Source organism: Corallococcus sp. AB049A (genome assembly GCF_003668885.1).
GTDB lineage: Bacteria > Myxococcota > Myxococcia > Myxococcales > Myxococcaceae > Corallococcus > Corallococcus interemptor.
In genome coordinates this window covers 1-21,873 of sequence record NZ_RAWL01000110.1, presented here as the reverse complement: position 1 = coordinate 21,873, position 21,873 = coordinate 1, and the positions used below count along the sequence as shown (strand labels likewise).

The 21,873-nt window shown below is 71.0% G+C and carries 21 protein-coding genes, 2 tRNA genes and 1 pseudogene; 12 read left to right on the top strand and 12 right to left on the bottom strand.

The features are described 5' to 3' along the window. The 3 genes from D7X55_RS14570 to D7X55_RS14560 all read left to right on the top strand — a co-directional run. The coding region (locus D7X55_RS14570) for an RNA polymerase sigma factor (RefSeq protein WP_233609851.1) at positions 1 to 758 on the top strand (758 nt) is incomplete at its 5' end. Continuing rightward, positions 755 to 1,288: a zf-HC2 domain-containing protein gene (locus tag D7X55_RS14565; RefSeq protein WP_120551615.1), complete on the top strand. Its 534-nt coding sequence runs from the start codon at positions 755 to 757 to the stop codon at positions 1,286 to 1,288. The genes D7X55_RS14570 and D7X55_RS14565, both read left to right, overlap by 4 nt. A gap of 11 nt (positions 1,289 to 1,299) precedes the next feature. Continuing rightward, complete coding sequence (locus D7X55_RS14560) at positions 1,300 to 2,505, top strand: AraC family transcriptional regulator (protein WP_120551616.1); 1,206 nt, start codon at positions 1,300 to 1,302, stop codon at positions 2,503 to 2,505. Positions 2,506 to 2,558: 53 nt separating this feature from the next. Here the strand turns inward: D7X55_RS14560 and D7X55_RS14555 are convergent, their stop codons facing one another. Next, positions 2,559 to 3,749 carry a zf-HC2 domain-containing protein gene (locus D7X55_RS14555; RefSeq protein WP_121723364.1) on the bottom strand — a complete coding sequence of 397 codons (1,191 nt, stop codon included), beginning with the start codon at positions 3,747 to 3,749 and terminating at the stop codon, positions 2,559 to 2,561. A gap of 49 nt (positions 3,750 to 3,798) precedes the next feature. Beyond that, positions 3,799 to 4,470 carry an RNA polymerase sigma factor gene (locus tag D7X55_RS14550; RefSeq protein WP_120551618.1) on the bottom strand — a complete coding sequence of 224 codons (672 nt, stop codon included), beginning with the start codon at positions 4,468 to 4,470 and terminating at the stop codon, positions 3,799 to 3,801. Positions 4,471 to 4,958: 488 nt separating this feature from the next. On the opposite strand from D7X55_RS14550, the gene D7X55_RS14545 reads away from it, so the two are divergent. The 3 genes from D7X55_RS14545 (at position 4,959) to D7X55_RS14535 (ending at position 8,290) form a co-directional block, all read left to right on the top strand. Then, positions 4,959 to 6,719: a VWA domain-containing protein gene (locus tag D7X55_RS14545; RefSeq protein ID WP_121723363.1), complete on the top strand. Its 1,761-nt coding sequence runs from the start codon at positions 4,959 to 4,961 to the stop codon at positions 6,717 to 6,719. A gap of 16 nt (positions 6,720 to 6,735) precedes the next feature. Then, a complete protein-coding gene (locus tag D7X55_RS14540) occupies positions 6,736 to 7,797 on the top strand; it encodes a hypothetical protein (protein ID WP_121723362.1) in 1,062 nt (353 codons plus the stop codon). Positions 7,798 to 7,861: 64 nt separating this feature from the next. Next, a complete protein-coding gene (locus tag D7X55_RS14535) occupies positions 7,862 to 8,290 on the top strand; it encodes a Mov34/MPN/PAD-1 family protein (protein WP_121723361.1) in 429 nt (142 codons plus the stop codon). A 10-nt stretch (positions 8,291 to 8,300) separates the two neighbouring features. On the opposite strand, the gene D7X55_RS14530 is transcribed toward D7X55_RS14535, so the two are convergent. The 6 genes from D7X55_RS14530 to nfi form a co-directional block, all read right to left on the bottom strand. Then, complete coding sequence (locus tag D7X55_RS14530; RefSeq protein WP_121723360.1) at positions 8,301 to 9,479, bottom strand: metallophosphoesterase; 1,179 nt, start codon at positions 9,477 to 9,479, stop codon at positions 8,301 to 8,303. Between the two features lie 12 nt (positions 9,480 to 9,491). Further along, the gene (locus tag D7X55_RS14525) at positions 9,492 to 9,749 is read right to left on the bottom strand and encodes an acyl-CoA-binding protein (RefSeq protein ID WP_120528614.1); all 258 of its coding nucleotides are present in this window, start codon (positions 9,747 to 9,749) and stop codon (positions 9,492 to 9,494) included. Positions 9,750 to 9,794: 45 nt separating this feature from the next. Next, the gene (locus tag D7X55_RS14520; RefSeq protein ID WP_121723359.1) at positions 9,795 to 10,310 is read right to left on the bottom strand and encodes a DUF2267 domain-containing protein; all 516 of its coding nucleotides are present in this window, start codon (positions 10,308 to 10,310) and stop codon (positions 9,795 to 9,797) included. A gap of 102 nt (positions 10,311 to 10,412) precedes the next feature. Continuing rightward, positions 10,413 to 12,761, bottom strand: a complete 2,349-nt coding sequence (locus tag D7X55_RS14515) for a GMC family oxidoreductase N-terminal domain-containing protein (RefSeq protein WP_121723366.1) — start codon at positions 12,759 to 12,761, stop codon at positions 10,413 to 10,415. Between the two features lie 383 nt (positions 12,762 to 13,144). Further along, positions 13,145 to 13,360, bottom strand: a complete 216-nt coding sequence (locus D7X55_RS14510; RefSeq protein ID WP_121723358.1) for a DUF2905 domain-containing protein — start codon at positions 13,358 to 13,360, stop codon at positions 13,145 to 13,147. Then, on the bottom strand, positions 13,357 to 14,073 hold the full coding sequence (gene nfi, locus D7X55_RS14505; protein WP_407921768.1) for a deoxyribonuclease V: 717 nt from the start codon (positions 14,071 to 14,073) through the stop codon (positions 13,357 to 13,359). Before nfi ends, D7X55_RS14510 begins: the two co-directional genes overlap by 4 nt. Positions 14,074 to 14,163: 90 nt before the next feature. On the opposite strand from nfi, the gene D7X55_RS14500 reads away from it, so the two are divergent. From D7X55_RS14500 to D7X55_RS14485, 4 genes are all read left to right on the top strand, one after another. Next, positions 14,164 to 15,066, top strand: coding sequence for a LysR family transcriptional regulator (locus D7X55_RS14500; RefSeq protein ID WP_121723356.1), 903 nt, complete (start codon positions 14,164 to 14,166; stop codon positions 15,064 to 15,066). A gap of 114 nt (positions 15,067 to 15,180) precedes the next feature. Next, positions 15,181 to 16,050 (top strand): oxidoreductase, encoded by an 870-nt coding sequence (locus D7X55_RS14495; protein WP_121723355.1) that lies wholly within the window; start codon positions 15,181 to 15,183, stop codon positions 16,048 to 16,050. A gap of 75 nt (positions 16,051 to 16,125) precedes the next feature. After that, positions 16,126 to 16,374 carry a hypothetical protein gene (locus D7X55_RS14490; protein WP_120551629.1) on the top strand — a complete coding sequence of 83 codons (249 nt, stop codon included), beginning with the start codon at positions 16,126 to 16,128 and terminating at the stop codon, positions 16,372 to 16,374. A gap of 11 nt (positions 16,375 to 16,385) precedes the next feature. Then, positions 16,386 to 16,961: a ThiF family adenylyltransferase gene (locus D7X55_RS14485; RefSeq protein ID WP_120551630.1), complete on the top strand. Its 576-nt coding sequence runs from the start codon at positions 16,386 to 16,388 to the stop codon at positions 16,959 to 16,961. Positions 16,962 to 16,971: 10 nt separating this feature from the next. Here the strand turns inward: D7X55_RS14485 and D7X55_RS14480 are convergent, their stop codons facing one another. From D7X55_RS14480 to D7X55_RS14470, 3 genes are all read right to left on the bottom strand, one after another. Beyond that, positions 16,972 to 18,123, bottom strand: coding sequence for an LOG family protein (locus D7X55_RS14480; RefSeq protein WP_121723354.1), 1,152 nt, complete (start codon positions 18,121 to 18,123; stop codon positions 16,972 to 16,974). A 111-nt stretch (positions 18,124 to 18,234) separates the two neighbouring features. Beyond that, positions 18,235 to 18,960 carry an SGNH/GDSL hydrolase family protein gene (locus tag D7X55_RS14475; RefSeq protein WP_233609850.1) on the bottom strand — a complete coding sequence of 242 codons (726 nt, stop codon included), beginning with the start codon at positions 18,958 to 18,960 and terminating at the stop codon, positions 18,235 to 18,237. 200 nt (positions 18,961 to 19,160) lie between these two features. Next, positions 19,161 to 20,252: a hypothetical protein gene (locus D7X55_RS14470; RefSeq protein WP_121723353.1), complete on the bottom strand. Its 1,092-nt coding sequence runs from the start codon at positions 20,250 to 20,252 to the stop codon at positions 19,161 to 19,163. A gap of 370 nt (positions 20,253 to 20,622) precedes the next feature. Here D7X55_RS14470 and D7X55_RS14465 point away from each other — a divergent pair. Continuing rightward, a tRNA-Pro gene (locus D7X55_RS14465) sits at positions 20,623 to 20,698 on the top strand. 26 nt (positions 20,699 to 20,724) lie between these two features. Then, a tRNA-Leu gene (locus D7X55_RS14460) sits at positions 20,725 to 20,798 on the top strand. An 85-nt stretch (positions 20,799 to 20,883) separates the two neighbouring features. On the opposite strand, the pseudogene tnpC reads toward D7X55_RS14460, so the two are convergent. Further along, a pseudogene (gene tnpC, locus D7X55_RS14455) lies at positions 20,884 to 21,753 on the bottom strand (IS66 family transposase); the annotation flags it as partial. Positions 21,754 to 21,873 lie beyond the last annotated feature (120 nt).

Below are 21,873 nucleotides of genomic sequence, written 5' to 3'. Positions count from 1 at the left end.
ACCCCGGGCCCCCCTTGCCCATTCCCGTCGATATGTCCGGCCTGGAGGCGCGTTTCCCTGGGAGCCCGGGGCCGGAACGTGCCCTGGAGGACGAGCGCGGCACGCAACGGGAAGACGGCATGGATGCAGCCGTACAGGGCTTGGGGATGACGACCCTCCAGTCGCGGCAGGACACAGGCAGGGCCGCGCGACCGGAGAGCCCGGACGAGGAGGCCTTGTCCCGGCGCGCGCTCACGGGCGAGCGGGCCGCGTGGGACGCGCTCATCGCTCGGCACCAGCGCCGGGTGGTGGTGTCCCTGCTGGCGCGGGGCATCCGGGTGGACCGGGCCCAGGAGCTGGCGCAGGAGACCTGGGCGCGCCTCATCCAGCAGCAGCAGCGGGGCCAGCTCACGGAGCTGCGCCTGCCTGCGCTCGCGCTCGCGCAGGCGGCGTTCCTCGCGTCGGATGACGCCCGGCGCACGCGGCGCGAGTCCGTGGACGGCACGGTGGAGGACCTGCCGGAGCGCCAGCAGCCGGTGGACCCGTCGCAGTCCGCGGAGGTGCGCCTCTTGTCGGAGGAGCAGCTGTCCCGGGCCCGGAGCGCGCTGGAGCAGGTGTCTCCGGGCGCGCGCAACGTCTTCCTCCTGGCCTGTGACGGCCAGGGGCTTCCCCATGCCGAAGTCGCCTCCCGCGTCGGGCTGTCCGTCCAGCGCGTGCGACAGATTTTGTGCGAGGTCCGCAAGAAGCTGCGCACCGCGCTCGAAGAGGAACACCCATGACCCGGCCCACGCCGCACCTCACCCGCGACCGCACGGAGCAGTACCTGCTGGGCGCGCTGCCGCCCGAAGCCGCGGCGGAGCTGGAGGCCCACACGCTCACGTGCGAGCCGTGCGCGCGCCTCCTCCAGGAGGAGGCCCTGCTGGAGGAGCAGCTGTACCAGGTCGCCGCCGCCACGCCGCGCGAGTCCGTGGTGGTGCGCCCCGCGCGCTGGCACCGTCCCGCCGCCGTCGCGGCGCTGGTCGCCGTGGCGGCCTCCGCGTTCTTGATGCTGCGGCCTGGCGGTGAGGCGGTGTCCCCGGCCGTGACGCCCGTGGAGGCGCCGGCCATCGCGGCGGTGGAGACGGAGGAGGCGCCCCGGGACATCGTGGTCGCGTGCCCGGACCTGGCCACGCAGGAGCAGTGCCTCAAGTCCGCGAGCGCGCGCGGGCTGCTCGTGTATCACCCCGGGGGACAGGGCGAGGTCCCCCGCTACGACGCGTCCAGCGGGCTGACCCAGGTGGCCCTGAGCTCGCGGCCGGCCGCCCTGTGAGGACCTCCGCGATGACGCTCCGAAAACGCCTCCCCGGCCTGCTCCTCGCGCTCTGGGCGCCCGTCGCGGCGGCCCAGACTCCCCCACCCACTCCTCAGGGCGGCATGCCCGCCGCTCCGGACGCCTCGCGCGCGAAGCTGCCGCAGGGCTGGTACGTCACGGAGAGCGCGCCCCAGCACTACGAGGCCGGCGTGGATGAGGCCTCTCCTTGCGAGGGCACGCGCAGCGCCTTCCTTCGCTCGCGCACGCAGGCCACGGACAGCTTCGGCACGTTCATGCAGGCCTTCAGCGCGAAGGACTTCCGGGGCAAGCGCCTGCGCTTCTCCGCGGCCGTGCGCCACCAGGACGTGAAGGGCTGGGCGGGGCTGTGGATGCGCGTGGAGGGCACGGACCCCAAGCATCCGCTCGCCTTCGACAACATGCAGTCCCGCGCGCTGGTGGGCACCCACGGCTGCCAGCGCTACGACGTGGTGCTGGACGTGCCCATGGAGGCCACCCGCATCATGGCGGGCCTCATCATGAGCGGCGCCGGCCAGGCGTGGCTCGGCGGCGTGCGCTTCGAGACGGTGGACGCGTCCGTGAAGACGACGGACCTGCTCACGCCTCCGCAGCCCCTGCCCTCCGGTCCCCAGGGCCTGGAGGACGGGCCCCAGGCCAAGGCGAACACGCCCCTGGGCCGGGTCGGCACCGCGTGGTTCGACACGCAGCGCGTGCAGACGGCGACGCCGCTCGTGCGCGGCAAGGGCCCGTCGTGGAAGGGCGAGTTCGGCGACGAGCTCTTCGAGCACGGCATCGAGGTGAACGGCACCTACGAGCGGCGGGACCTGTCCGTGAAGGTCCGCGCCGGCGGCTCCGCCACCCTCATCGAGGGCACCTGGGGCGGAGAGCCGCTGTCCATCCGGCTCACGCCGGACGCCCTGCGCATCCGCTGGGGCACCGACCACCAGCAGTTCGACCGGGATACGGGCGCCTCCACGCCGAAGGGCTGCAACGTGTACCGGCAGACCGCGGGGCGCTTCGAACAGCAGCGCCTGGAGGTCTGCGGCGTGGCACTCGCCACCCGGCCGCCGCTCACGCAGTTGGTGGCGGCGTTCCTGTCCGGCGGCGTGCGGGCCGGCCCCTCGCGAGGCCTCCTCCCAGCGCCCAGCCCGCCGGTGCGCTCACCCCAGCCCTACGACTCCTCCGGCCGGAACGAACCGGCCTCCCAGCTCCAGTAGGGCGGGAGCAGAGGCGGAAGGTTCCCACCTTCCGCCGCGTTGCGCGCTTCACTTCAGAACGCGAAGTCGCGCTCCAGCGTCTCCTGCCCGGCCTGCACCGTGAGGTGGGCCGAGTGCGCGCCGGTGGCCAGCGCCGAGGACAGGTCGAAGGACAATCCCTCCGGTCCCTGCGTGGGCTTGAGCGCCGGGCGTCCAGGCGACAGGAAGACGGCGGCCGTCACGGGCCTCGCACCCAGGGGTTGAACCAGGAGCCTCAGCCGCTGACGCTCGCGCACCAGCACCACGCGGAAGTCGCGACGCTCCTCCAGCACCTCGCGGTGCTCCGGCAGCCGGGCCGCGCTGGGGCGCCGGGACAGGTCCGCGCGGGAGTCTCGCGCCGCGCGCGGGGCCTGCGCGCCCTCCTCCTCCAGCTCCAGCGCCTCGTCGATGGCGGCGTCGCCCTCTTCCAGCGCCAGCACGGCCTGGGCGCACTCGCCGCAGCTCGCCGTGTGGGCCTCCACGCGCTCGCGCTCCTCGCGGCCCATCTCGCCGGAGTCCAGGCGCCACAGCTCGTCGTCGGTGAGGTGGCGGCGCGGGGGGGCGTCCACCACCGCCGTGTCCGCGCGGTCCGCGCGGCAACTGGCACAGTCCTTCAGGTGCTCCGGGTCCTTCATGGGGCGGCCCGTCCAGGACGCCACCAGGTCATCGCAGGCGGCCCGAGCGGAGAACCACCAGGCGCCGGGGCGCTCCACGGGGTCCAGCAGGTCGCGCTCGGCGCGGCGCTCGGCGTTGAGCGGGATGAACCAGCGCGCCCGGGAGCGCAGCGCGGAGTCCAGGTGGCCCAGCGCCCCGAGGAAGCGCTCACGCGCGGCGCTCGCGTCCCCGTCCAGCGGACCCTTCAACAGCTCCCAGGTGACGAGCGCGCGGGCGGCGGAGGCGGCCCGGTCCCGGGCGGCCAGTCCTTCCAGCGCGGACGCACGCCACAGCTCCGCCTCTTCACCCTCGTCGCCCAGCGCCACCTCCATCGACTCCTCGGCGGCACGCAGGAGCACTGGCTGGAGCGCCTGCGGCTTCTGCTGGGACAACCAGGCTTCCACTTCAGGGCGGGAGAGGCCCTTCAAGGCCTCCTCCACCCCGTCCGTGCCGAGCCGGTCCGAGCGGCGCAGCACATCCCCCACCACCTCCAACAGCTCACCCACCGTGAGGGGTCCCGCGCCCAGGCGCGCGTACCGGGCCTGGTAGCGGGACAGCGCGTCGCCCTTCATCGCGACATCCCGGGCGAGGCGAAGGACGGCTTCAGTCCTCCGCGGGGATTCACGACGGCTCCTCCGGCAGTCCGTCCCGCTGCAACTCCAGCAGGTACAGACGCAGGTATGCCTGGGCGCGGCTGACGCGCTTGTACGAGTTCACCACGCTGATGTTCAGACGGCGTGCGCATTCCTCGTGATCCTCCACGTCCTCGTGGTGATAGAGCTCCCATGCGGAAGCCTCCTTTGGGTGCTCCTGCTGGAGCCTGGCGTAGGCGGCCCAGTACAGTTCCTGCGCCTCGGCGCGCTCCTCGCGACGCCGTGCGCCCTCCACCGCCCGGGCCACCTCGGACGGGGTCTCTTCCATCACGTCGTCGGGAGACACCGGCGCGGGCGCCAGCTCCTCCCGGTGCCGCCGGTAGAAGTCGATGGCGACGTGCTTGACGATGCGCAGGAAGAACGTCTTGGGAGACGCGCTCCTGCCCGGCATCTGCTCGGACACGCCCCGGAACTGATCCAGGCCCCGGTCGAGGAACTTCCCCACCGCGTCCTGGAAGAGCTCGTCGGCGTCCGCCGGCGAGCCGCGTCCGTAGCTGCCCTGGATCCTGCTGATGACGTAACGGGCCGGGCGCGCCCACCGCGCGCACAAGGCCCCCAGCGGAGTCCCGACGGCCTCGCCCGTGGCTCGGCGCCGTGTCACCTCCGCGAACAATTCCTCATCCGTGAGCTGCTCGTACACCGGAAGACCCTGGAGGCTGTCCCGGGACGTCCTCATCCCGAGAGGTTGGGTTACGGGGATGTGGCGCGGCAAATTAACACGTTGCATCCGCGAACAGCCTCCGACTGGTTACCAGAACGCCCGACTCCAGCCCCTCGCGTTTCCTGACACGCTTTTTTCGCGGGCCCGCTCATGACGCGCCGGGTCGCCTCCATGAAGGGCCGAACCGGACCGTAAGCCCCCGGAAAAAGGCCCGGAAATGGCGCCGTCAGGATTCCGGGCAGGGAGGCGTCCAGGGGCGCATCGCTTTCGAGCGCCCGGCCGAAGAGGCCCTACACGCCGTGGTTCGACTCCACCCCTCCGCTCGCAAGGCGGATGGCCCGCCGGCGGTCCGGCACTGAATTCGTAATTCAGCCTTCCGGCTTCCTCACTCGGGCGCTCACTTTTTCCCTCCCAACCCCAGGCAGCCCCTCCGGGCATGCCTCCGTCCCGAAAGGGGGACGACCGCCATGACCGCTCGCACCCAGACGACCCTTCCGGAGACGCAGCGGGGACCCGCCGAGCGGCTGCTCGACGTGGTGCTCGGCGGCTCCGCCCACCTGTGGCACCACCGCCCCGGCCTGGACGTGAACGGCACCTGGGTGGCCGCCGCCAACGCGGACGCGAAGGCGCGCGCGCACGGCCGCAAGGTGGCGCCGGGCCTGTTCGTGCCCGCCGCGGTGAAGCTGTACGGCCAGCTGCTGGAGCTCTACCGCCTCAACCCCACGCTGATGGCGCACTTCGCGTCGTACGCGCTGACGCAGACGGACTGGCGCGACCTGAAGGTGGCCACCTGCGCGCTGATGCTGGTGCAGGAGCACGCGGGCCAGCCCGTGCGCGACGGCCAGGGCACCATCGCCTTCCACGACGACGACTACCGCTCCATTGGCGAGGCCATGGTGCTGCACTACGTGCGCCGCTCCACGCGGATGCTCACGCCCAAGGCCGTGCTGCGCGTGGCGGAGCTGCTGGAGACGCCGGAGATCGCGCGCCTCAACCGCGCCGCGGGCTTCGGAGACCCGGCGTCGCGCAAGCCGCCCCTGGGCCGCTGGAAGCGCGTGGCTCAGAAGTGGCTGGCCGCGCGCGAGGCGAACCTGCCCATGCTCCAGGGCCTGGTGAAGGCGGGCTACAAGGAGACGCTGAAGAAGCTGGCGCGCAAGGCGGGCTACAAGCCCCAGTCGCAGGGCTTCTTCGAGGTGCTCGGCTGGAAGCAGAAGCAGGCGGACGGCGGCCACCGGCAGGTGGGGCTGCACGGGCTCACGCTGGTGAAGCGCGAGCGCTTCGACGGCCTCTGCGAGGCGGAGATCTGCGAGTGGATTGAACTGGAGCGGCTCTCCTACAAGGAGGTCGTGGGCCGGCTGCCGAAGGACGTGGGCCTGACGCCCGCCATCCTGGCCACGCTCCTGCCGTCGTTGTCGGACCGCGACCTGCGGCTGATGACGCCGACGCTGGAGGAGCTGGGCCTCTTGCAGGAGCCTTCCGTGAAGGCGCGCTGGGAGCGGGCGGTGGCGAGCGCCACGGATCAGCGCGCGCTGAACATCGCGAAGAACGTCCGCGGTGAGGACGTGCGCCGCAAGCTGGAGGAGGCGAGCGACAACGCCGTGAAGAAGGCGGTGGCGGAGGCGACGGCGGAGACGGACGTGCGGGTGATGTTCCTCATCGACAAGTCGGGGTCCATGGAGGGCGCCATCGAGCAGTCCAAGGAGGCGCTGTCGCGCATCCTAGCGGGCTTCCCGCTGAACAAGCTGCACGTGGCGGCGTTCGACACCATGGGCACGGTGCTGCAGCCCAAGGCGGCGAACCGCACGGCGGTGCAGCACATGCTGTCCGGACTGAAGGCCTCCGGCGGCACGGTGCACGCGGCCGGAGTGTACGCGCTGCACCGCTCCGGGGTTCGCATTCCGGCGGAGGCGAAGCTGGTGGTGATGGTGGTGGGTGACGAGGCGGGCGAGGCGGGCGACCAGTTCGCCAAGGCCTTCCACGCGTGTGGCTACAGCGTGGCGGCCATGGCGCTGCTGGTGAGCGTGGCGGGGGCGCGCGGCAGCACGGTGCGCTCGGGCGCGAAGCAGCTGGGCGTGCCCTTCAGTGAGGTGAGCGTGGGGCAGTTCGCGGATCCGTACCAGGTGCCGCGCGTGCTCCAGGCGCTGATGGACGCTCCGCGCGAGGCGGGGGCCAGTCAGTCCGGCTGGGTGGACCGGGTGATGGGCACGCCGCTGCTGAAGGTGGCGTGAGACAGGAGGCAGGGGCGTGGACTACCGGAAGCTGCTCGGGAAGGTGGAGTCGGCGGTGCTGCCGTATTTCGGCGGCGGGACCGTGGACGCACCTGCACGCCGCCTGCGCGTCACCTGGCCCGTCGCTCCGGGCTGGTGGCGTTTCGAGGTGAAGGGCCGCGAGGCCACCGCGCGAGAGCTGGCGTCTCCGGAAGGCATGGAGGCGCTGCCGCGCGTGCGGGGTCATGTCTGGGGGACGCGGCTGGTGCGCGAGGGCGCGGTGGCGGAGCCGCTGGCGTTGATGCCGGAGGAGGAGCCGCCGCGACTGTCGCCGGTGACGGCGCGCCGCTGGCATGACGGCACGCTGCTCTTCGACGGCGTGGAGTTCGAGGGCGAGGCGGAGGAGACGGCCCGCCGGGCGCTGGAGGAGGACCGGGGGCTGGGCGACGCGCGTGGCGTGAGTGCGTCGCTGCGCGCGGCGTTCGGCTTCTCCGTGCTGGAGGCCGCGTCGCGAGCCACGCGCATCCCGTTCGCGCCCGTGGAGGCCCGTGCGCGGGTGCTCGACGTGGCGCGCGAGGGACACGAGGAGGCGGAGCGTTGCCTGCGCGCGCTGGCGCAGGAGCGTGCGCGTTTCCTCCAGATGCAGGCGGAGCGGGAGGCCCGGCGTGAAGCGGAGGCCCCTGCGTCGACCGGCCGTGAGCACGGAATGCCCGAGGTCTGGCGGGACGTGGACGGACGCGAAGTCGCCTGGTCGCTGCCAGGGCATGTGCGCGGGGAGGCGTCACGGACCGGCCGGAGCCACACGCGACAGGAGCACTGGCGCGCGCAGTCCGAGGCCGGCGCGCGGGTGGAGCGCGCGCTGGACAAGGCCGGCGCGCGGCTGCTGGGCCACCGGCGGTTGGGGGACGGCCTGCTGGAGGTCGTCTACACGTTCATGGGCGAGCGCTTCGTCACGGTGGTGGAGGCCGCGACGCTGCGCGTGCGCGACGCGGGCGTGTGCCTCGCCGGCGCGGACACCCGGGTCACGCTGGAGAGCCTGCCCTCCGTGCTCCGGGAGGCCATCGACACGGACGCGCTGGTCATCACCCGGCACGCCTGAAACCCGCGTGTCCGGCCGGGCCCGTCCGCCACGTCGGTACGGGCCATTCGGGAGGACGAACTTCATGTCGACGACGCGCGAGGTGTGCCTGCTCATCGGTCCGGGAGACCGGATCTTGTGGGGGGATTCCTTCGATGACCCGCTGGCCCTGCCGGACTCCCGCGCCCGGTGGGAGGCCATCTGGAGCCTGAGGGATCTGCTGGTCGAAATCACGCACAGCCACCCGGAGGGCCCGCTGGCCTTCTCCCAGGAGGATGAGACCACCATGGCCGCGCTCCAGGCGGCGCTGGGCCGGCCGCTGCGCTTCTCCGTGGTGGCCCCCGACGGCATGGTGGTCCGCATCGGCGGCGAGGACGTGCTGGTGAGTGACGAGCCCGCGTGGGCCGCGCCGCTGCGCATCGCCTCGGGGCTCCTGTACGGACGGCCCCGGCCCGGACCGACCATCCTCCAGGAGGACGGCCTGCTCCTGGAGCGGGCCCACCGCAAACCGTGAGCCGCGGGCTTCAGCCCGGCAGCAGGATGATGCGGGCAATCTCCGGCGGCGCGGCGACGCGCATGGGAGGCCCCACGAAGCCGCACCCGCGGCTGACGTAGAGGTGCGAATCCCCCAGCTTGCTCAACCCCGCGTTCTGCTCGCCCCAGATGAGCTGGCCCAGCACGTTGCCCGGGAACATCTGTCCGCCGTGCGTGTGCCCTGAAATCTGGAGCCCCACGCCGCGCTGGGCGACCACCTCGAAGTTGGAGGGCTGGTGCGCCAGCAGCACCGACGCGCGGTCCGGCCGCAAGCCCTTCATCGCCGCGTCCAGGTCATACCCGGCCTCGCCGAACCGGCTCGCGCTCCAGTCGTCCACGCCCAACAGGTCGAACGACGCGCCCGCGTCTCCAATGGTCACCGCGCGGTTGCGCAGCACGGTGAGGCCCAGCCCCCGCACGAACTCCGTCCACGCCTCCACGCCGGAGTAGTAGTCGTGGTTGCCGGTGACGAAGTACGCGCCGTGCCGCGCCTTCAGCGCGCCGAAGCCGGCCACGTAGCGCCCCAATTCCGGCACCGTGCCGTCCACCAGGTCGCCCGTCACCGCGATGAGGTCCGGCTTGAGCGCGTTCGCGCGAGCCACCAGCTCATCCACGAACCGGCGCTGCAACACACCGCCGATGTGGATGTCGGTGAGCTGCACCAACGTGAAGCCCTCCAGCGCCTTGGGCAGCCCGGGCAGCCGCACCGGGATGTCGCGCACGTCCGGCGGATGGAACGCACGCCAGGTGCCGAAGCTGCTCACCGCCGCGCCCGCCACGGTGGCCCCCGCCGCGACGCCCCGGGCGAGGAAGGCCCGGCGCTCCGGTGACGGTGGCTCCGAAGGCTCCGGAGCCTTGCGCACCCGGGCGAGCACGCCCCGCACCACGTCCATCCCCAGGGTGAACATGAGCAGGTAGAGCACCAGCCCCATCCACACCAGCAGCGCGATGCCCGTCCCCCGAGCAACCTCGGAGGAGAACATTCCTCCCACCATCCGCGCGCCCAGCGAGCCCACCAGCCCCCCGGCGAAGAGCCCCATCCCCGCGCGGCGCAGGCCCCGGCTCGCCGTCACGTCTCGCACCAGGCGGCGGTACAGGTAGACGTGCGCCAGCGCGAGCAGCGCGGTGACCGGCACGAGGAACAGCATCATCCGGAGCCAGGGGGACATGAGGGGCCGTGTCTACCCGCGCAGGAGCCGGTCCACGAGCGCCACGTACTGCTGCTTCGCGGCGTCCTTCGCCAGCCCCTTGCGGCCGGCCCACGCGTCGTACTTCGCGCGGCCCTTGATATCGAGCATGCCGGGGCGCTTGCCCTGCACGTCCCCTTCCGTGCCCTGCTTGTAGAGCGAGTAAAGCTCCAGCAGCGTGTCGTTGGAGGGAGCCTTGGACAGCGTCTTCACCCGGCTCTGTGCGGCGCTGAAGTCATCATCGAGGGCCATGCGCGGTCTCCGGCAAGCGTGTGCCGGAGACCTTAACAGCCGGCCTCACATCGTCGGCAGCCAAAGGTGGCGGATGTCCGCTGGCAGCTGGGCGCTCACGTCCTCCGCTTCGCCTTCGCTGATTTGATGGCGGACGGCGTCCATCACCGCGCGCACCACCGGCTCCACCGCGTCCGGCGTCAGGGCCAGGTCCTCGCCCACCAGCTTCAGGAGCTCATCGCGGCCGAACTTCGATGGGCGGGGTTCGGCGTCGTGGCGCTCGCAGCGGTGCAAGAGCTCCGTGAGCCTGCGCGGCAGTTGCGCCTCCAGGTCCTGCGACTCATCCGCCTGGATGCGCTGCTCCAGACCGCAGAGCACGGAGACGGCGGCCTGCTGGGCGACAGCCGGGGACATGCCCCCGCGGTCACAGAGGTGGTCGATGAAGCGGGCATACGTCTGACTGGCCCGCATCGCACTGCGCCGCGCACGCCGCTCCTCGACGGACAGCTCGCGCCGCTCCTCCGCATGCTCCTCTTCCTGGGGTGCGCCCGAGCGGCGCTGCGGATCACGGTCTTCAGCCATGGGGGTCCTCCCTGTCGGTCCCGGTGGGTAACAGGGTGCCCATGCCCGCCCCGGAGGGCACGTCATCGCGGACCTCCGCACTGTCCGCCGGCTGCCTGACTGCTAGGCGGCCACGCGCCGGACGTAGGTGTCCCAGAGGGCGCCGAAGAAGAAGCCGCCGAAGCGGGCCAGGGCCTCCGCCCGCTGCATGCCGTCCCGGGCGTTGAGCACGCGCAGGGTCGTGAGCTGGCGGGTGAACTCCTCCGCCGTCAGCCGCAGGAAGCCCTTCCCGATGCACGGCGCCTCCGGGCCATTCCCCCGGTGCAGGGACACGAACAGCGTCGTGGTGTCCTTCCACAGGTCCAGGCCCGGGTCGTCGTAGAGGTCCTTGTAGCCCTCCAGGTAGTAGGCCTCGCCGGACTCGCTGAGCAGGTGCAGCAGGTACTCCATCCGCTGGCCGCCCGGCCGGGCGTGCTCGCGGGTCATCAGACGCAGCTCGCCGCGCGTCACCACCAGCGGGCGGGACGACAGCACCGGCGCCGTCACCGTGCCCATCAGCTTCAGCGGGTGGCGCTCGTCACGCAGCGTCGCGTCCAGGTCCTCCGCCGTCACGGTGAGCACGAAGCGCAGGGGCGTGGCGTCGTCGCGCTCCGGGTCGCCGGCCTCCAGGTGCGGGGCCTTCACGTCACCGGACACGAAGCCGTGCATCGTCTCCGTGAAGCGCACGCCCACGGGCCCGGGGGCCTGGGGCGCCGTGGCCTCCGGCAGCGGCGCGTAGTCGATGGTCCACCCGTGGCGCTTCGCCATCAGGGCGCAGGCGCGCTCGGCGACGGCGGAGATGGTGAGCAGCGGGTTGATGCCCAGCGAGCGCGGCACCACGGAGCCGTCGGACACGTACAGCCCCTCATGCACCGCGTGGCCGGAGGCGCCGGAGAAGACGCGCCCTTCGTGGTCCACCACGCCGTCCTCCGCCCGCTCGGCCATGACACAGCCGCCCAGCGGGTGCGTGCACAGCAGCTCCTTGCCAAAGGCCTCGGACCAGAGCGGGTAGCGCACGAAGGTGCCGCCCAGCGCGGCGGTGGCCCGGCGCAGGCGCTCTTCAATGCGGGTGAGCTGCGGGTCGCGTCCGGCGTCCGGCCAGTGCAGGCGCACGCGGTCGTGCTCCAGCCGCAGCTCGCCCTTGCCCTCGTCGTGCGACATCACCATCAGCGTCTGCGTGTGCTCCACCGCGCCGTGGTCCGGGCCTCGCACGAAGCTGTCCGCCTGGCGGATGCGCTCCTGGACCCAGTCCAGGATGCCCTCGTCGGTGTCCTCGCCCACCAGCGCCGCGGCTCCCGCGAGCGCCGCGGGCATCAGCGACGCGAGCGCGCCGGGGATGGTGCCCTCCTCGATGATCATCCCCTCGTCCAGCCGCGCGGTGTCGCGCTGGTCGATGACGCCCGCGATGCAGGGGCCCACCGGGTCGCGCTTCTCATGGTCCTGCTCGCCGTGGCCCACGCCGTGGACGCGCATGTCCAGGTTGTAGCCGAAGGCCAGCACGTCGCCGTTGCTGCTGAAGTGGTGGCCCAGTTTCGGGGACACGGACAGGCCCTGCTCGCGCGAGCGCAGCAGGATTTCCGCCGTGCCCATGGTCCCGGCCGCCAGGACGACGTGGTCCGCGGTGAGCCAGGCGTCGGGCGCGTCGAAGCGCTCGCGGCCGGTGTTGTGGGGGCGGTAGTAGACGCGCCACTTCGCGCCGTCCTTCACCACCGCGCGCACGGACACCTCGGTGAAGATGCGGGCGCCGTGCGCGTGCGCGTCCGGCAGGTAGTTCATCAGCACGGTGTTCTTCGCGCCGGTGTTGCAGCCCGTGGCGCAGTCACCGCACAGCGAACACCCCGGCTGCCGCACGCCCGCGGCGTTGACGCCCGCCTCGAACGTCACGGCCACCGGAGGCCGCGTCAGCCGTCCGCCCAGCTTCTCCGCGGAGATGCCGAACGTCTTGAGCTTCTGCAGCGGCGGATGGTCCTCCGGGTACGGCAGGGGCCGCAGCATCAGCTCCGCCTGCGTGAAGCCGTCCTCCAACAGGCCGTGGACATCGGCGCGCAGGGCCGCGGGCCAGCGGGGGTCCTCGAACACACGAGGGTCGGGCCGCATGGTGACGCCCGCGTTGATGAGCGACGTGCCGCCCAGGCCGCAGCCGTCGATGACGGACACGTCGCCGTTGCGGTGCACCTCGATGAGGCCCGTGGGGCTGCCCACGTCCAGGTCTCCCTGTCCCGGGGCCAGGTGGAGCTGGAACTCGGCCAGCGCCTGTGTGGGCGTGCGCGGCATCTCCCCGGGGTGCATCTCCCGCCCGCGCTCCAGCACGCACACCTGCTGACCCGCGCGAGACAGCCGGCTGGCGGTGATGCCCCCGCCATAGCCCGACCCCACGACGACCACGGGGTAATGGGATGCCAGCTCGCTCAACGGGGATGACAGCCTGCGCATGCTCACCTCGGGGCGGCCTGACCGCCGCCGTTATCCAGATGCTGCTTTTATTCCCCACCGGTGACATCCGGAGCGGGGGCCGCATGCTGCGCGGTCCAACAGCGCGGATCCACTCCCCGGCCGTCCCCATGCCCCCCGCCTGTCCCTGGTGGCAGGGCCTCCCCTGTCCACCAGAACAGCAAGCGTCCTACCAGGCGGGTCGTTCCTGCCGGACAGACGCGCAAGGCGCGCATCCTTGAGTGGAAATCCGCCCGCCCCCGCCCGGCGCGGCGAAAAAACCTGTCCGACTGTCGGACAGGTTTTTCCGGCGCGACGCCGCCAGGGCGGCCCGGCAGGGTTCTCGCCTTCTCAAGCCGTGGGCAGGGGGCTTCACGCCCAAAGTCCTAGAAGAAGCGGCGCACCCCCCAGGCGCCCAGGCTCAGCAGCACGGAGATGAGGAACATGGACGCCAGCGGCGCGTAGACGCGGGTGTTCCCGCTCTCCACGCGGATGTCCCCGGGCAGCCGGCCGAACCAGGAGAAGGCCCCGGCCCACACCAGCAGTCCCACGACGGCGAGCCCCAGGCCCGCCACCATCAGCATCAACCCCACGGGCTTCATCCGGGACTCCCCTCCTCCAGCTCCGCGGTCTCGCCACCCGCGCGGCGGAAGGCGTTCACCAGCCGGTGCGCGTGGCGCGTCGTCTCCGGCTCGCGGTAGCGGGGACTGGCCTTCAACACCCACTCCACGGCGGTGTCCAGGTCCATGCGGTGGCCGGGGGACACGTACACGGGGCTGACGCCCGCGCGGGTGCGGACCGCCATGCCCACCACCTCCCCCTTGTGGGTGATGGGAGACGTGGCGCCCCGCCGCTCCGCGAGCTTCCCGGGCGTGCCCACCAGCAGCGACTTGGCGCAGCCGATGGACGGGATGTCGAAGAGCAGCCCGCCATGACAGGCGATGCCCACCCGTCGCGGGTGCGCGGTGCCCTGGCCGTCGAAGATGAGCACGTCCGGGCGGACCGTGAGCCGTTCCCAGACGGCGGCCAGCACCGGCAGCTCGCGGAAGGACAGCAGGCCGGGGACATAGGGGAACGTCAGCCGCGCCGTGGCCACCGCGCGGGACACCGGCTGGAGCGTCGCCGCGTCCAGCACCACCATGCCGCCATAGCCCGTGTCGTTGCCCTTCTCCGTGGAGATGTCCGCGCCCGCCAGCCGCGTGACGCGCAGGCCCGGTGGCGGTTCGAGGATGAGCTGTTCGCGCAGGCGCTTCTGCAGCGCCACGGCCTCCGTGGGCGTGACGTTCCAGTGGTGCGGTGCTCGCGGTGACTCCATGCGTCTCCTCCCGTGAACCCAACACTGTGCATCCTCCGGGCGGAAGGCGACGGACATAGACTGGGCGGATTGTGAAGGAGTGCATACAGAATGCGTGGGAATGACTTCGCGGACCTGAAGGCCTTCGCGGCCATCGTGGAGCACGGCAACTTCACGCGCGCCGCGGCGCACCTGCGCGTCTCCCCTTCCGCGCTCAGCCAGACGCTGCGGGCACTGGAGGAGCGCCTGGGAGTCCGCCTGCTCAACCGCACCACCCGGAGCGTCGCGGTGACGGAGGCCGGGGCCCGGCTCCTCTCACGGCTGAAGCCGGCCATGGAGGAACTGGAGGCGGCGGTGGCGGACGTGAAGGACCTCCGCGACACGCCCGCCGGCACGGTGAAGATCCAAGCAGCCCGCTTCGGCGCCATCTCCTTCCTGGAGCCGCTGTTCGGGAAGTTCCACGCGGCCCATCCGGACATCGTGCTGGACGTCACGGTGGATGACGCCCTCACGGACCTGGTGGCCGGAGGCTTCGACGTGGGCATCCGGCTGGGGGAGTGGCTGGACCACGACATGGTGGCGATGAAGCTGGGCGGCCACCTGCGCCAGGTTCCGGTCGCCTCGCCTCGCTACCTCGCGAAGCACGGCACGCCCAGACATCCTCGCGACCTGCTCAAGCACCGGTGCATCAACTGGCGCCAGCCGGGCTCCAGCGGCATCTACGCGTGGGAGTTCAAGAAGGGCGGCGGCGACTGGTTCTCCATCGCGGTGAAGGGGCCGCTCGTCGTCACCGACCGCGCGCTCGCGCTGTCCGCCGCGCTTCAAGACGTGGGCATCGCGTTCTGGGCGGAGGAGCGCGTGCGCCCCTTCGTGCAGTCCGGGAAGCTGGTGGCGCTGATGGAGGACTGGTGCGCGCCCTTCCCCGGCTTCTTCCTCTACTACCCGAAGCAGAAGCACACGGCGCCGCCGGTGCGCGCCTTCGTCCAGTTCCTGCGCCAGGCGTGGTCCTCCTGATTCTGTACGGCTTTCTTCACAAGCCATGAGGACTGCCGCGCATTCTCAACAGAATCCCCGCCGCTATCTTGAAGCCATCCACGGACACACGGCTGCAAGAGAGGACACGGCGCCATGGCAACGAACGACTCGAAGGTGTGGTTCATCACGGGCATCTCGCGGGGGCTGGGCAGGGAGCTGGCGAAGGCCGTCCTTGCCCGGGGCGAGCGCGTCATCGGGACGACGCGTGACGGGAAGTCGGACCTGGAGGCCCCCGCCGGCGCGCTGCACGTGCTGCCGCTGGAGCTGACCGACACCGCCCGGATTCCCCAGGTGGTGAAGCAGGGGCACGCGCTGCACGGGCGCCTGGACGTGGTGGTGAACAACGCGGGCTACGGCCTCTTGGGCGCCATCGAGGAGACGACGCCGGAGCAGTTCCGCCACGTCTTCGACGTGAACTTCTTCGGGCCGCTGCACGTGGTGCAGGCCGTGCTGCCGTTCATGCGGGCCCAGCGCCGGGGGCACATCGTGAACATCACGTCCATCGCGGGGCTGGCGCCCATGGCGGGCTCGGGGCTGTACGCGGCGGCGAAGTGCGCGCTGGAGGGCCTGTCGCTGAGCCTGGCGCAGGAGGTGGCGCCGCTGGGCCTGAAGGTGACGCTGGTGGAACCGGGCGCGTTCCGCACGGACTTCCTGTCCCAGCACTCGCGGCGGGAGACGCAGGGCCGCATCGAGGACTACGCGAAGACCGCCGGCGCGGTGGTGGAGTACCTGGGCAAAATCTCAGGCAAGCAGCTGGGCGACCCGGCCCTGGGCGCGAAGGCCATCGTGGCTGCGGTGGTCTCGGAGGCACCGCCGCTGCACCTGGTGCTGGGCTCGGACGCGCTGCGCCGCACGCGCGAGCGGATGGGCGTCCTGAACGGCGAACTGGACCGCTGGGAGTCCGTCACGAAGAGCACGGACCACACCGGCCCGGAGGCCGCGGGCACGCTGCGGCCGTCCTGACCGGGGCGGGTTGTCAGGAAGCGGGAGGGGGCGCCGTCCCGGGCCGGGATTCCCTTTGCTGGAGGCACGCGACCCATGGCGACGCTCAACATCACCTTCGACGGACACTCGGCGGACGTGCCGGTGGAGCTGGAGCGGCACATCAGCGACGGGGACGTGCGCCGCATCGCGGTGGAGCTGGTGCGCTCGGGCGGCATCCCGGGCCTGCACCGCTTCCATCTGAACGAGGATGCCTTCCAGCACTACGTCGTGGACCGCTTCCGCGGCGCGCACGGCGAGGAGCGCATCTACCTGCGTCCGAAGGTGCCCTTCGGGGCGTGCTGAGGGCGGCCACCATGCGCATCGTCTTCTGTGGCGTGGGGGCCATCGGGTCCACGGCGGCGCTGTTGTGCCGCAATTTGGACGCGACGCTGGTGTTCGTGGACTTCGACCGGGTGGAGTCGAAGAACCTGCTGTCGCAGGCCTACGTGAAGCCGTCCGTCGGCAAGAACAAGGCGGAGGCGCTGAAGCTCCAGCTGCACAACCTGCACGGCGTGAAGGCGGAGGCCTTCGGCGTGCGCCTCACGCGCGACAACGTGGAGGCGCTGTGCAGGGGCGCGGACCTGCTGGTGGACGCCTTCGACAACCAGGACAGCCGCCAGCTGCTCAGCGACCACGCCCGGAAGACGGGCACGCCGCTGGTGCACGGCGCGGTGTCCGCGGACGGCATGTTCGGGCTGGTGCGCTGGGATGAGCGCTTCACCCCCGACGCCGAGGACACCCACGGACAGGCCACCTGCGAGGGCGGCGAGCACCTGCCCCTGCTGGGCCTGCTGGCCGCGACGCTCGCGCGGGCGGTGCAGGACTTCCTCAAGCACGGGGTGAAGCGGGATGCCTTCGTGAACCTGAACTCCGTCACCCCTCAGGGCTGAGCCGTCGCGGTCAGCCCGCCCGCGCCAGGGCCTGCCGCTCGGCGTCGAAGCGCACCAGCGCCTGGACGATGTCCTCCTTCGAGTCCGTGAGCAGCAGGTGACGTGCGTACTCGTGCCCCAGGGCCAGGTGCTCCAGCAGCGGGTACACGGGGCGCGTCTTCGTCCAGAACTCGCGCCCCAGGAAGAGCATGGGGCTGATGACGCCCACGGTGTTGTAGTGGTTCTGGCAGGCGTCCTGGAAGATCTCCTGCACGGTGCCCGCGCTGCCGGGGGAGTAGACGACGCCGCCCCGCGCGATGGTGAGCAGGCCCTCCTCGCGCACGCTGTTGGCGAAGTACTTCGCGATGCGCGTGGCGAAGGGGTTGGGCGGCTCGTGGCCGTAGAGCCAGGTGGGGATGCCCAGGCTGTCGCCCATGGCCGCCGCGTCGCGCAGGGGCCAGGTGGCGCGCACCTCGAAGGCGCGCGCGAGCCAGTCCCGGTCCTTGTAGGACGGCGCCCGCGCCAGCACCGCGAGCGCCGCGTCCAGGTCCTCATCCGCCCGGCCGGCGAACCACGCGCCCAGGTGCGTGGCCTCCATGGCGCCCGGGCCGCCGCCGCTCACCAGGAAGAAGCCCAGACGCGCCAGCGCGCGGGCCAGCTCCGCCACGGAGCGGTAGTCCTCCTGGCCGCGCAGCATGGAGTGCCCGCCCATGATGGCCACCACCCGGCGGGGCCGGCCCTGGTCCAGCAGCGCATCCTCCAACGCGTCGCTGATGGCGTGGTCGTGAAGCCGCTGCGCCAGGGTCTCCAGGATGGACGGAGGATGCGCCCCACCGCGCGAGTTCCAGTGCGCGTAGATGCGCGCGTCCAGCGTGTCCGCGTAGGTGTCCGGCTGGGTCGGGTCGAAGCCCGCGTACAGCTCCTCGGGTGTGTAGAGGGTGCCCCGGTACGGGCAGTAGGGCAGCCCGGAGAACGGCGGGAACACCATGGCGCCCCGCGCGAGGACCTGCTGCAGGGTCGCGGGCTCCAGGACGCAGCCCAGGAAGACGGTGCCGGTGAGGTCCGCCTTCAGGAGCGCGTCGCTGCACGCGCGCAGGTCCAGGCCCTGGAGGATGACGTTGGCAAGGCTCCGGCCTTCGCGCAGGTGCTGCTCGAAGGCAGCCGAGGTCTCGAGCTCCGTCATGGGTGTCTCCGCGAGGTGCGTGTCCGGGACGGAATTATCACCCTGTCACGCCTCCCCAGAAAGGAGGGATGCTCGCACCCGCCCCCCGGTCACCCTGGATGGCAGGGGACGTCAGAGGTGCTCGCGGATGGCCTGGTACCAGCGCTCCGCCATCTTCTCCTCACCGAGGAGATTCGGATGGATCCCGTCATACGTGTCCGTTGCGGGGTTGAAGCCGGTCCACTGGTCCACCACGTAGACAGGCGACTCCTCCGTGCTCTTGGCCGCGGCCAGTGAGGGCATGCGCTGGTTGAGGGACTGGAGCTTCAGCGACAGCGCGGCGCCCGAGGTGGGGATGAGCTGGGCCAGGAACACCTTCACCCGGGGGTTCACCACGCGCAGCCGGTCGATGATCTGCTCCAACTCCGACACAGTGCTGTCCTCTGTCTGCTCATGGTACGTGTCGTTGGTGCCCAGGTGGATGAGCACCAGGTCGGGATGCGTGCTCGCAGCCCAGTTGGAGATGTTCGCGAGCACCTGATCCGCCCGCCAGCTCCAGTGGCCCTCATGGTCGCGGTCGAACCAGATGGAGGAGCAGGTGTTCGCCCCCAGGTAGCCCGTGGACAGGGTGCCCACGAAGTCCGCCCTGTAGCCGCTCGATGTCAGCTTCCACCAGAGCTGGCACCGGTAGCTGGCGTGCCCTGCCGCCCCCTGGGTGATTGAGTCGCCCAGCGGCATCACCTTCTTCGCCGACCGCTTGGCGCCCCATTCCTCCTGCGCTTCGCCATCCAGGGACCCGCTGGAGCCGAGCACTTCCAGCAGCGCCACGCCCAGCACGGCCCACACCTGATTCCTCATCCAATGCATCGGAAGCCCCCCAGGAAATCCTGTTCAGGAATCCCATCACCTCCGTCATCGCAACCGGGCCTGTTTCATTGGAAGACCGCCATCCGCGCCTCGGACAGGAATGTGGAATGGAAGCCACTCCGCAAGCCCCTGATTGCCTCGGCGTTGGTGCCTGGCATTGCGCTCGTATCGCGGGCTGAGAGCAGCCCCCCTCAGTTGGTGGGGCAGCTGCCGCCCGAACAGTAGAAGCAGGAGCTGGTGCAGTTGCCGCCACTGCACAGCGAGATGTCGGAGCCGTGGCAGGTGGGCGACGACACATCCTGCAGGGAGTACTCCGTCTGGATGTCACCGCAGGCAATCACCCGGTCGTCGGTGCCGCCGTTGGCGTCCACGGACATGCTGTTGCTCACGTACGTGTCACCGCTCGCCGTCTTTCCCTTCTTCCACGCGCCATAGGCGACGAAGTTGGCGGCGTTCCCGGGAACGATGGGTGCCCCCATCACGTAGTTGAGCATGCTGTTGACCGGCACCTGGACGGCAATGGTGCCCGACGCGCCGCGCTGGCGGTTGAAGGTGACGGGCCCATTGCCACTGCAATTGGAGACAGCGAAGTGGGCCGAGTGCCCCGGGTGGTTGAAGCTGGGGCCATTCCACCAGTTGCTGGCGCGGAGCCGGACCACCGTGGCCGTGCCCTCGACGATGTCGCAGGAGCGGAGCTTGGGCTGACACGTGTAGCTGTCCTGGGACCCGAGCGGGAAGTCACACCCGCTGGTGCAGTACGTATCGCTCGGGTAGGCGGTGCTGATGACCTCCTGGCTCGAGTCGCCGCACGTGGCATCGCCGTACACGGAGGCGGTCCAGGCCCGGAAGGACGCCGAGCACCCCGCGGTCAGGGACTGGCCGCCGGAATCGAATCCGGTGGGCAGCGCCGCGAGCGCGTCCGCGTTCTCCCGTTGCAACTGCTCGCGCGCGGAGAAGTCCATGGCGAAGACGGACTGGCGCGCGAGCGCCGCCGGCAGCTCCTGCCGGGCAGGAGCCAGCGCGAGGAACACCTCCGCCGGAGTGTGCTTCTTGAGGAAGAGCGGGGCCACGAGCGGGCGCTGCGGGAAGGTCGCCATGACGGCGATGTCCACCGCGCCGTCGTCGTTCTCGAGCCAGAGGACGTGGTTGCCCCGAGCCCCGTCGACCCGTGCGATTTCACGCGGGCCGGAGGCCGCGGGCGTTGCGGCGTGGACGGGGGCGGCGCCCAGCAGCCAGGCGACACCGGTGACGGCAAGGGCGAAGCGATTCGATGACGACTTCACGGGGGAGGCTCCAGGAAAAGGCGGCGGAAATGGGCCGCCTCCCGTGAACGGAAGTCCCCGCGTTTTTCCCTCACCGGGTTCGCGGCCTGTCAGGAACGGAGTCATCGCCCCGTCATTCCTCCCCAAGAAAGGAGGGATGCCCCATGCAGAACCTGAATGAGCTGGACCCGCAGCGCCCCGCCACGAAGCTGACCACTCCGGAGCTTCTGGAGCTGGCCATCGCATCCTTCCGTGGCAGTGCGCCCGGGACCTGACGCTCGCACCCGCCCCCCGGTCACCCGGGATGGCGTGGACGGGGGCCGGGTTCCCTGAGGGGGGACCCGGCCCTTGTCGTGTCCGGGTCCTCCCTCGGCGGTCGGAACAACACCTTCGGGATGTAGCTCAGCCTGGTTGAGAGCGTGCGCCTCGGGCGCGCAAGGTCGCTGGTTCGAATCCAGTCATCCCGACTTCAGAAACAATCCCAGACACACCCGCCGGGGTAGCCCAATTGGTAGAGGCGCCGCGCTCAGAACGCGGAGGTTGCGGGTTCGAATCCCGCCTTCGGCACTATTTCGCCCTGTATTTACGAGTAGTTGGCGGCGTCCTCCTCACGTGTCGCACGTATGTCGCACGCTGGTAACCGTTCACCGGCTCATGCTGCGTTCGCGAACTGAGGAGCCTCCGCGAGAGGCAGCAGCGAGGGTGGCGGTAGGCCCCGACGGTGCGTGCGCAGCGTGTCCGTCAGGAAGTCCAGCACACCCCGCTCTTGTCGCTTGAGCGTGGAGACCGCGGTGAAGATGCGCTCAATGAAGCGGCTGCCCTCGGGGCCTTGCGTTCCGAATGACGTCTTGCGGTACATGACGGCGTGGCGGATGCACTGCTCGCCGAAGTTGTTCGTCGGCTCGATGCCGGGCACATCGACAAACGTCCAAAGGCACTCCTCCAACTGGAGGATTTCTCGCGCCATGCCCGCCGTCTTCTTCTCCGCGCGCACCTCGGCTTGACGCAGCAGCTTGCCCACCGTGCGCCGCACCTTCTTCATCCGCTGCTCGAAATCCGATTGAGCCAGGGTTCCGTCGCGCACCCGATGCCACCACTTGAAGAAGCGGTTGCGCTCACGCATCAACCGTGTGCCCAGACGACCGCCCTCGCCTCCGCGGTCGATGAAGCCTTGGAAGTCGCGTGTGAGATGGCTCCAGCAAAGTTGGCGCAAGCCCTTGTCATACCAGTCATACCCGCTCCACCTGTCCGTGGTGAGGATGCCCAGGAAGTCCTTCCCCAGCAGGGCTTGGGCTACCTTGCCGCTACGGTTTCGCGCGATGTGGAACACCACCACCCGGGCCGTGGCTGCCACCCACAGCCAGGCACGATGGCCCCGGCCCTCCTTGCGCCCCTCCACCCATCCCGTCTCGTCCGCGTGGGCCTTGTCGGCCGCCTGCACATACGCGCTGGCCCCGGCCACCGCTGGGGCCAGCGCGTCAGTCATCTCCCCTTCGAGATTCACCACGCTGCCCATGTCAAGGACCGGGGGCATGGATCGCGTGAGGGTCGGCCAAGCGGATCGCCCTGGTGAGTTCGTCAGGGAGCCGGTGCTCGAGTTCGCGGCGCTGACGAGATTGGGGTCGGCCAAGCGGATCGCCCT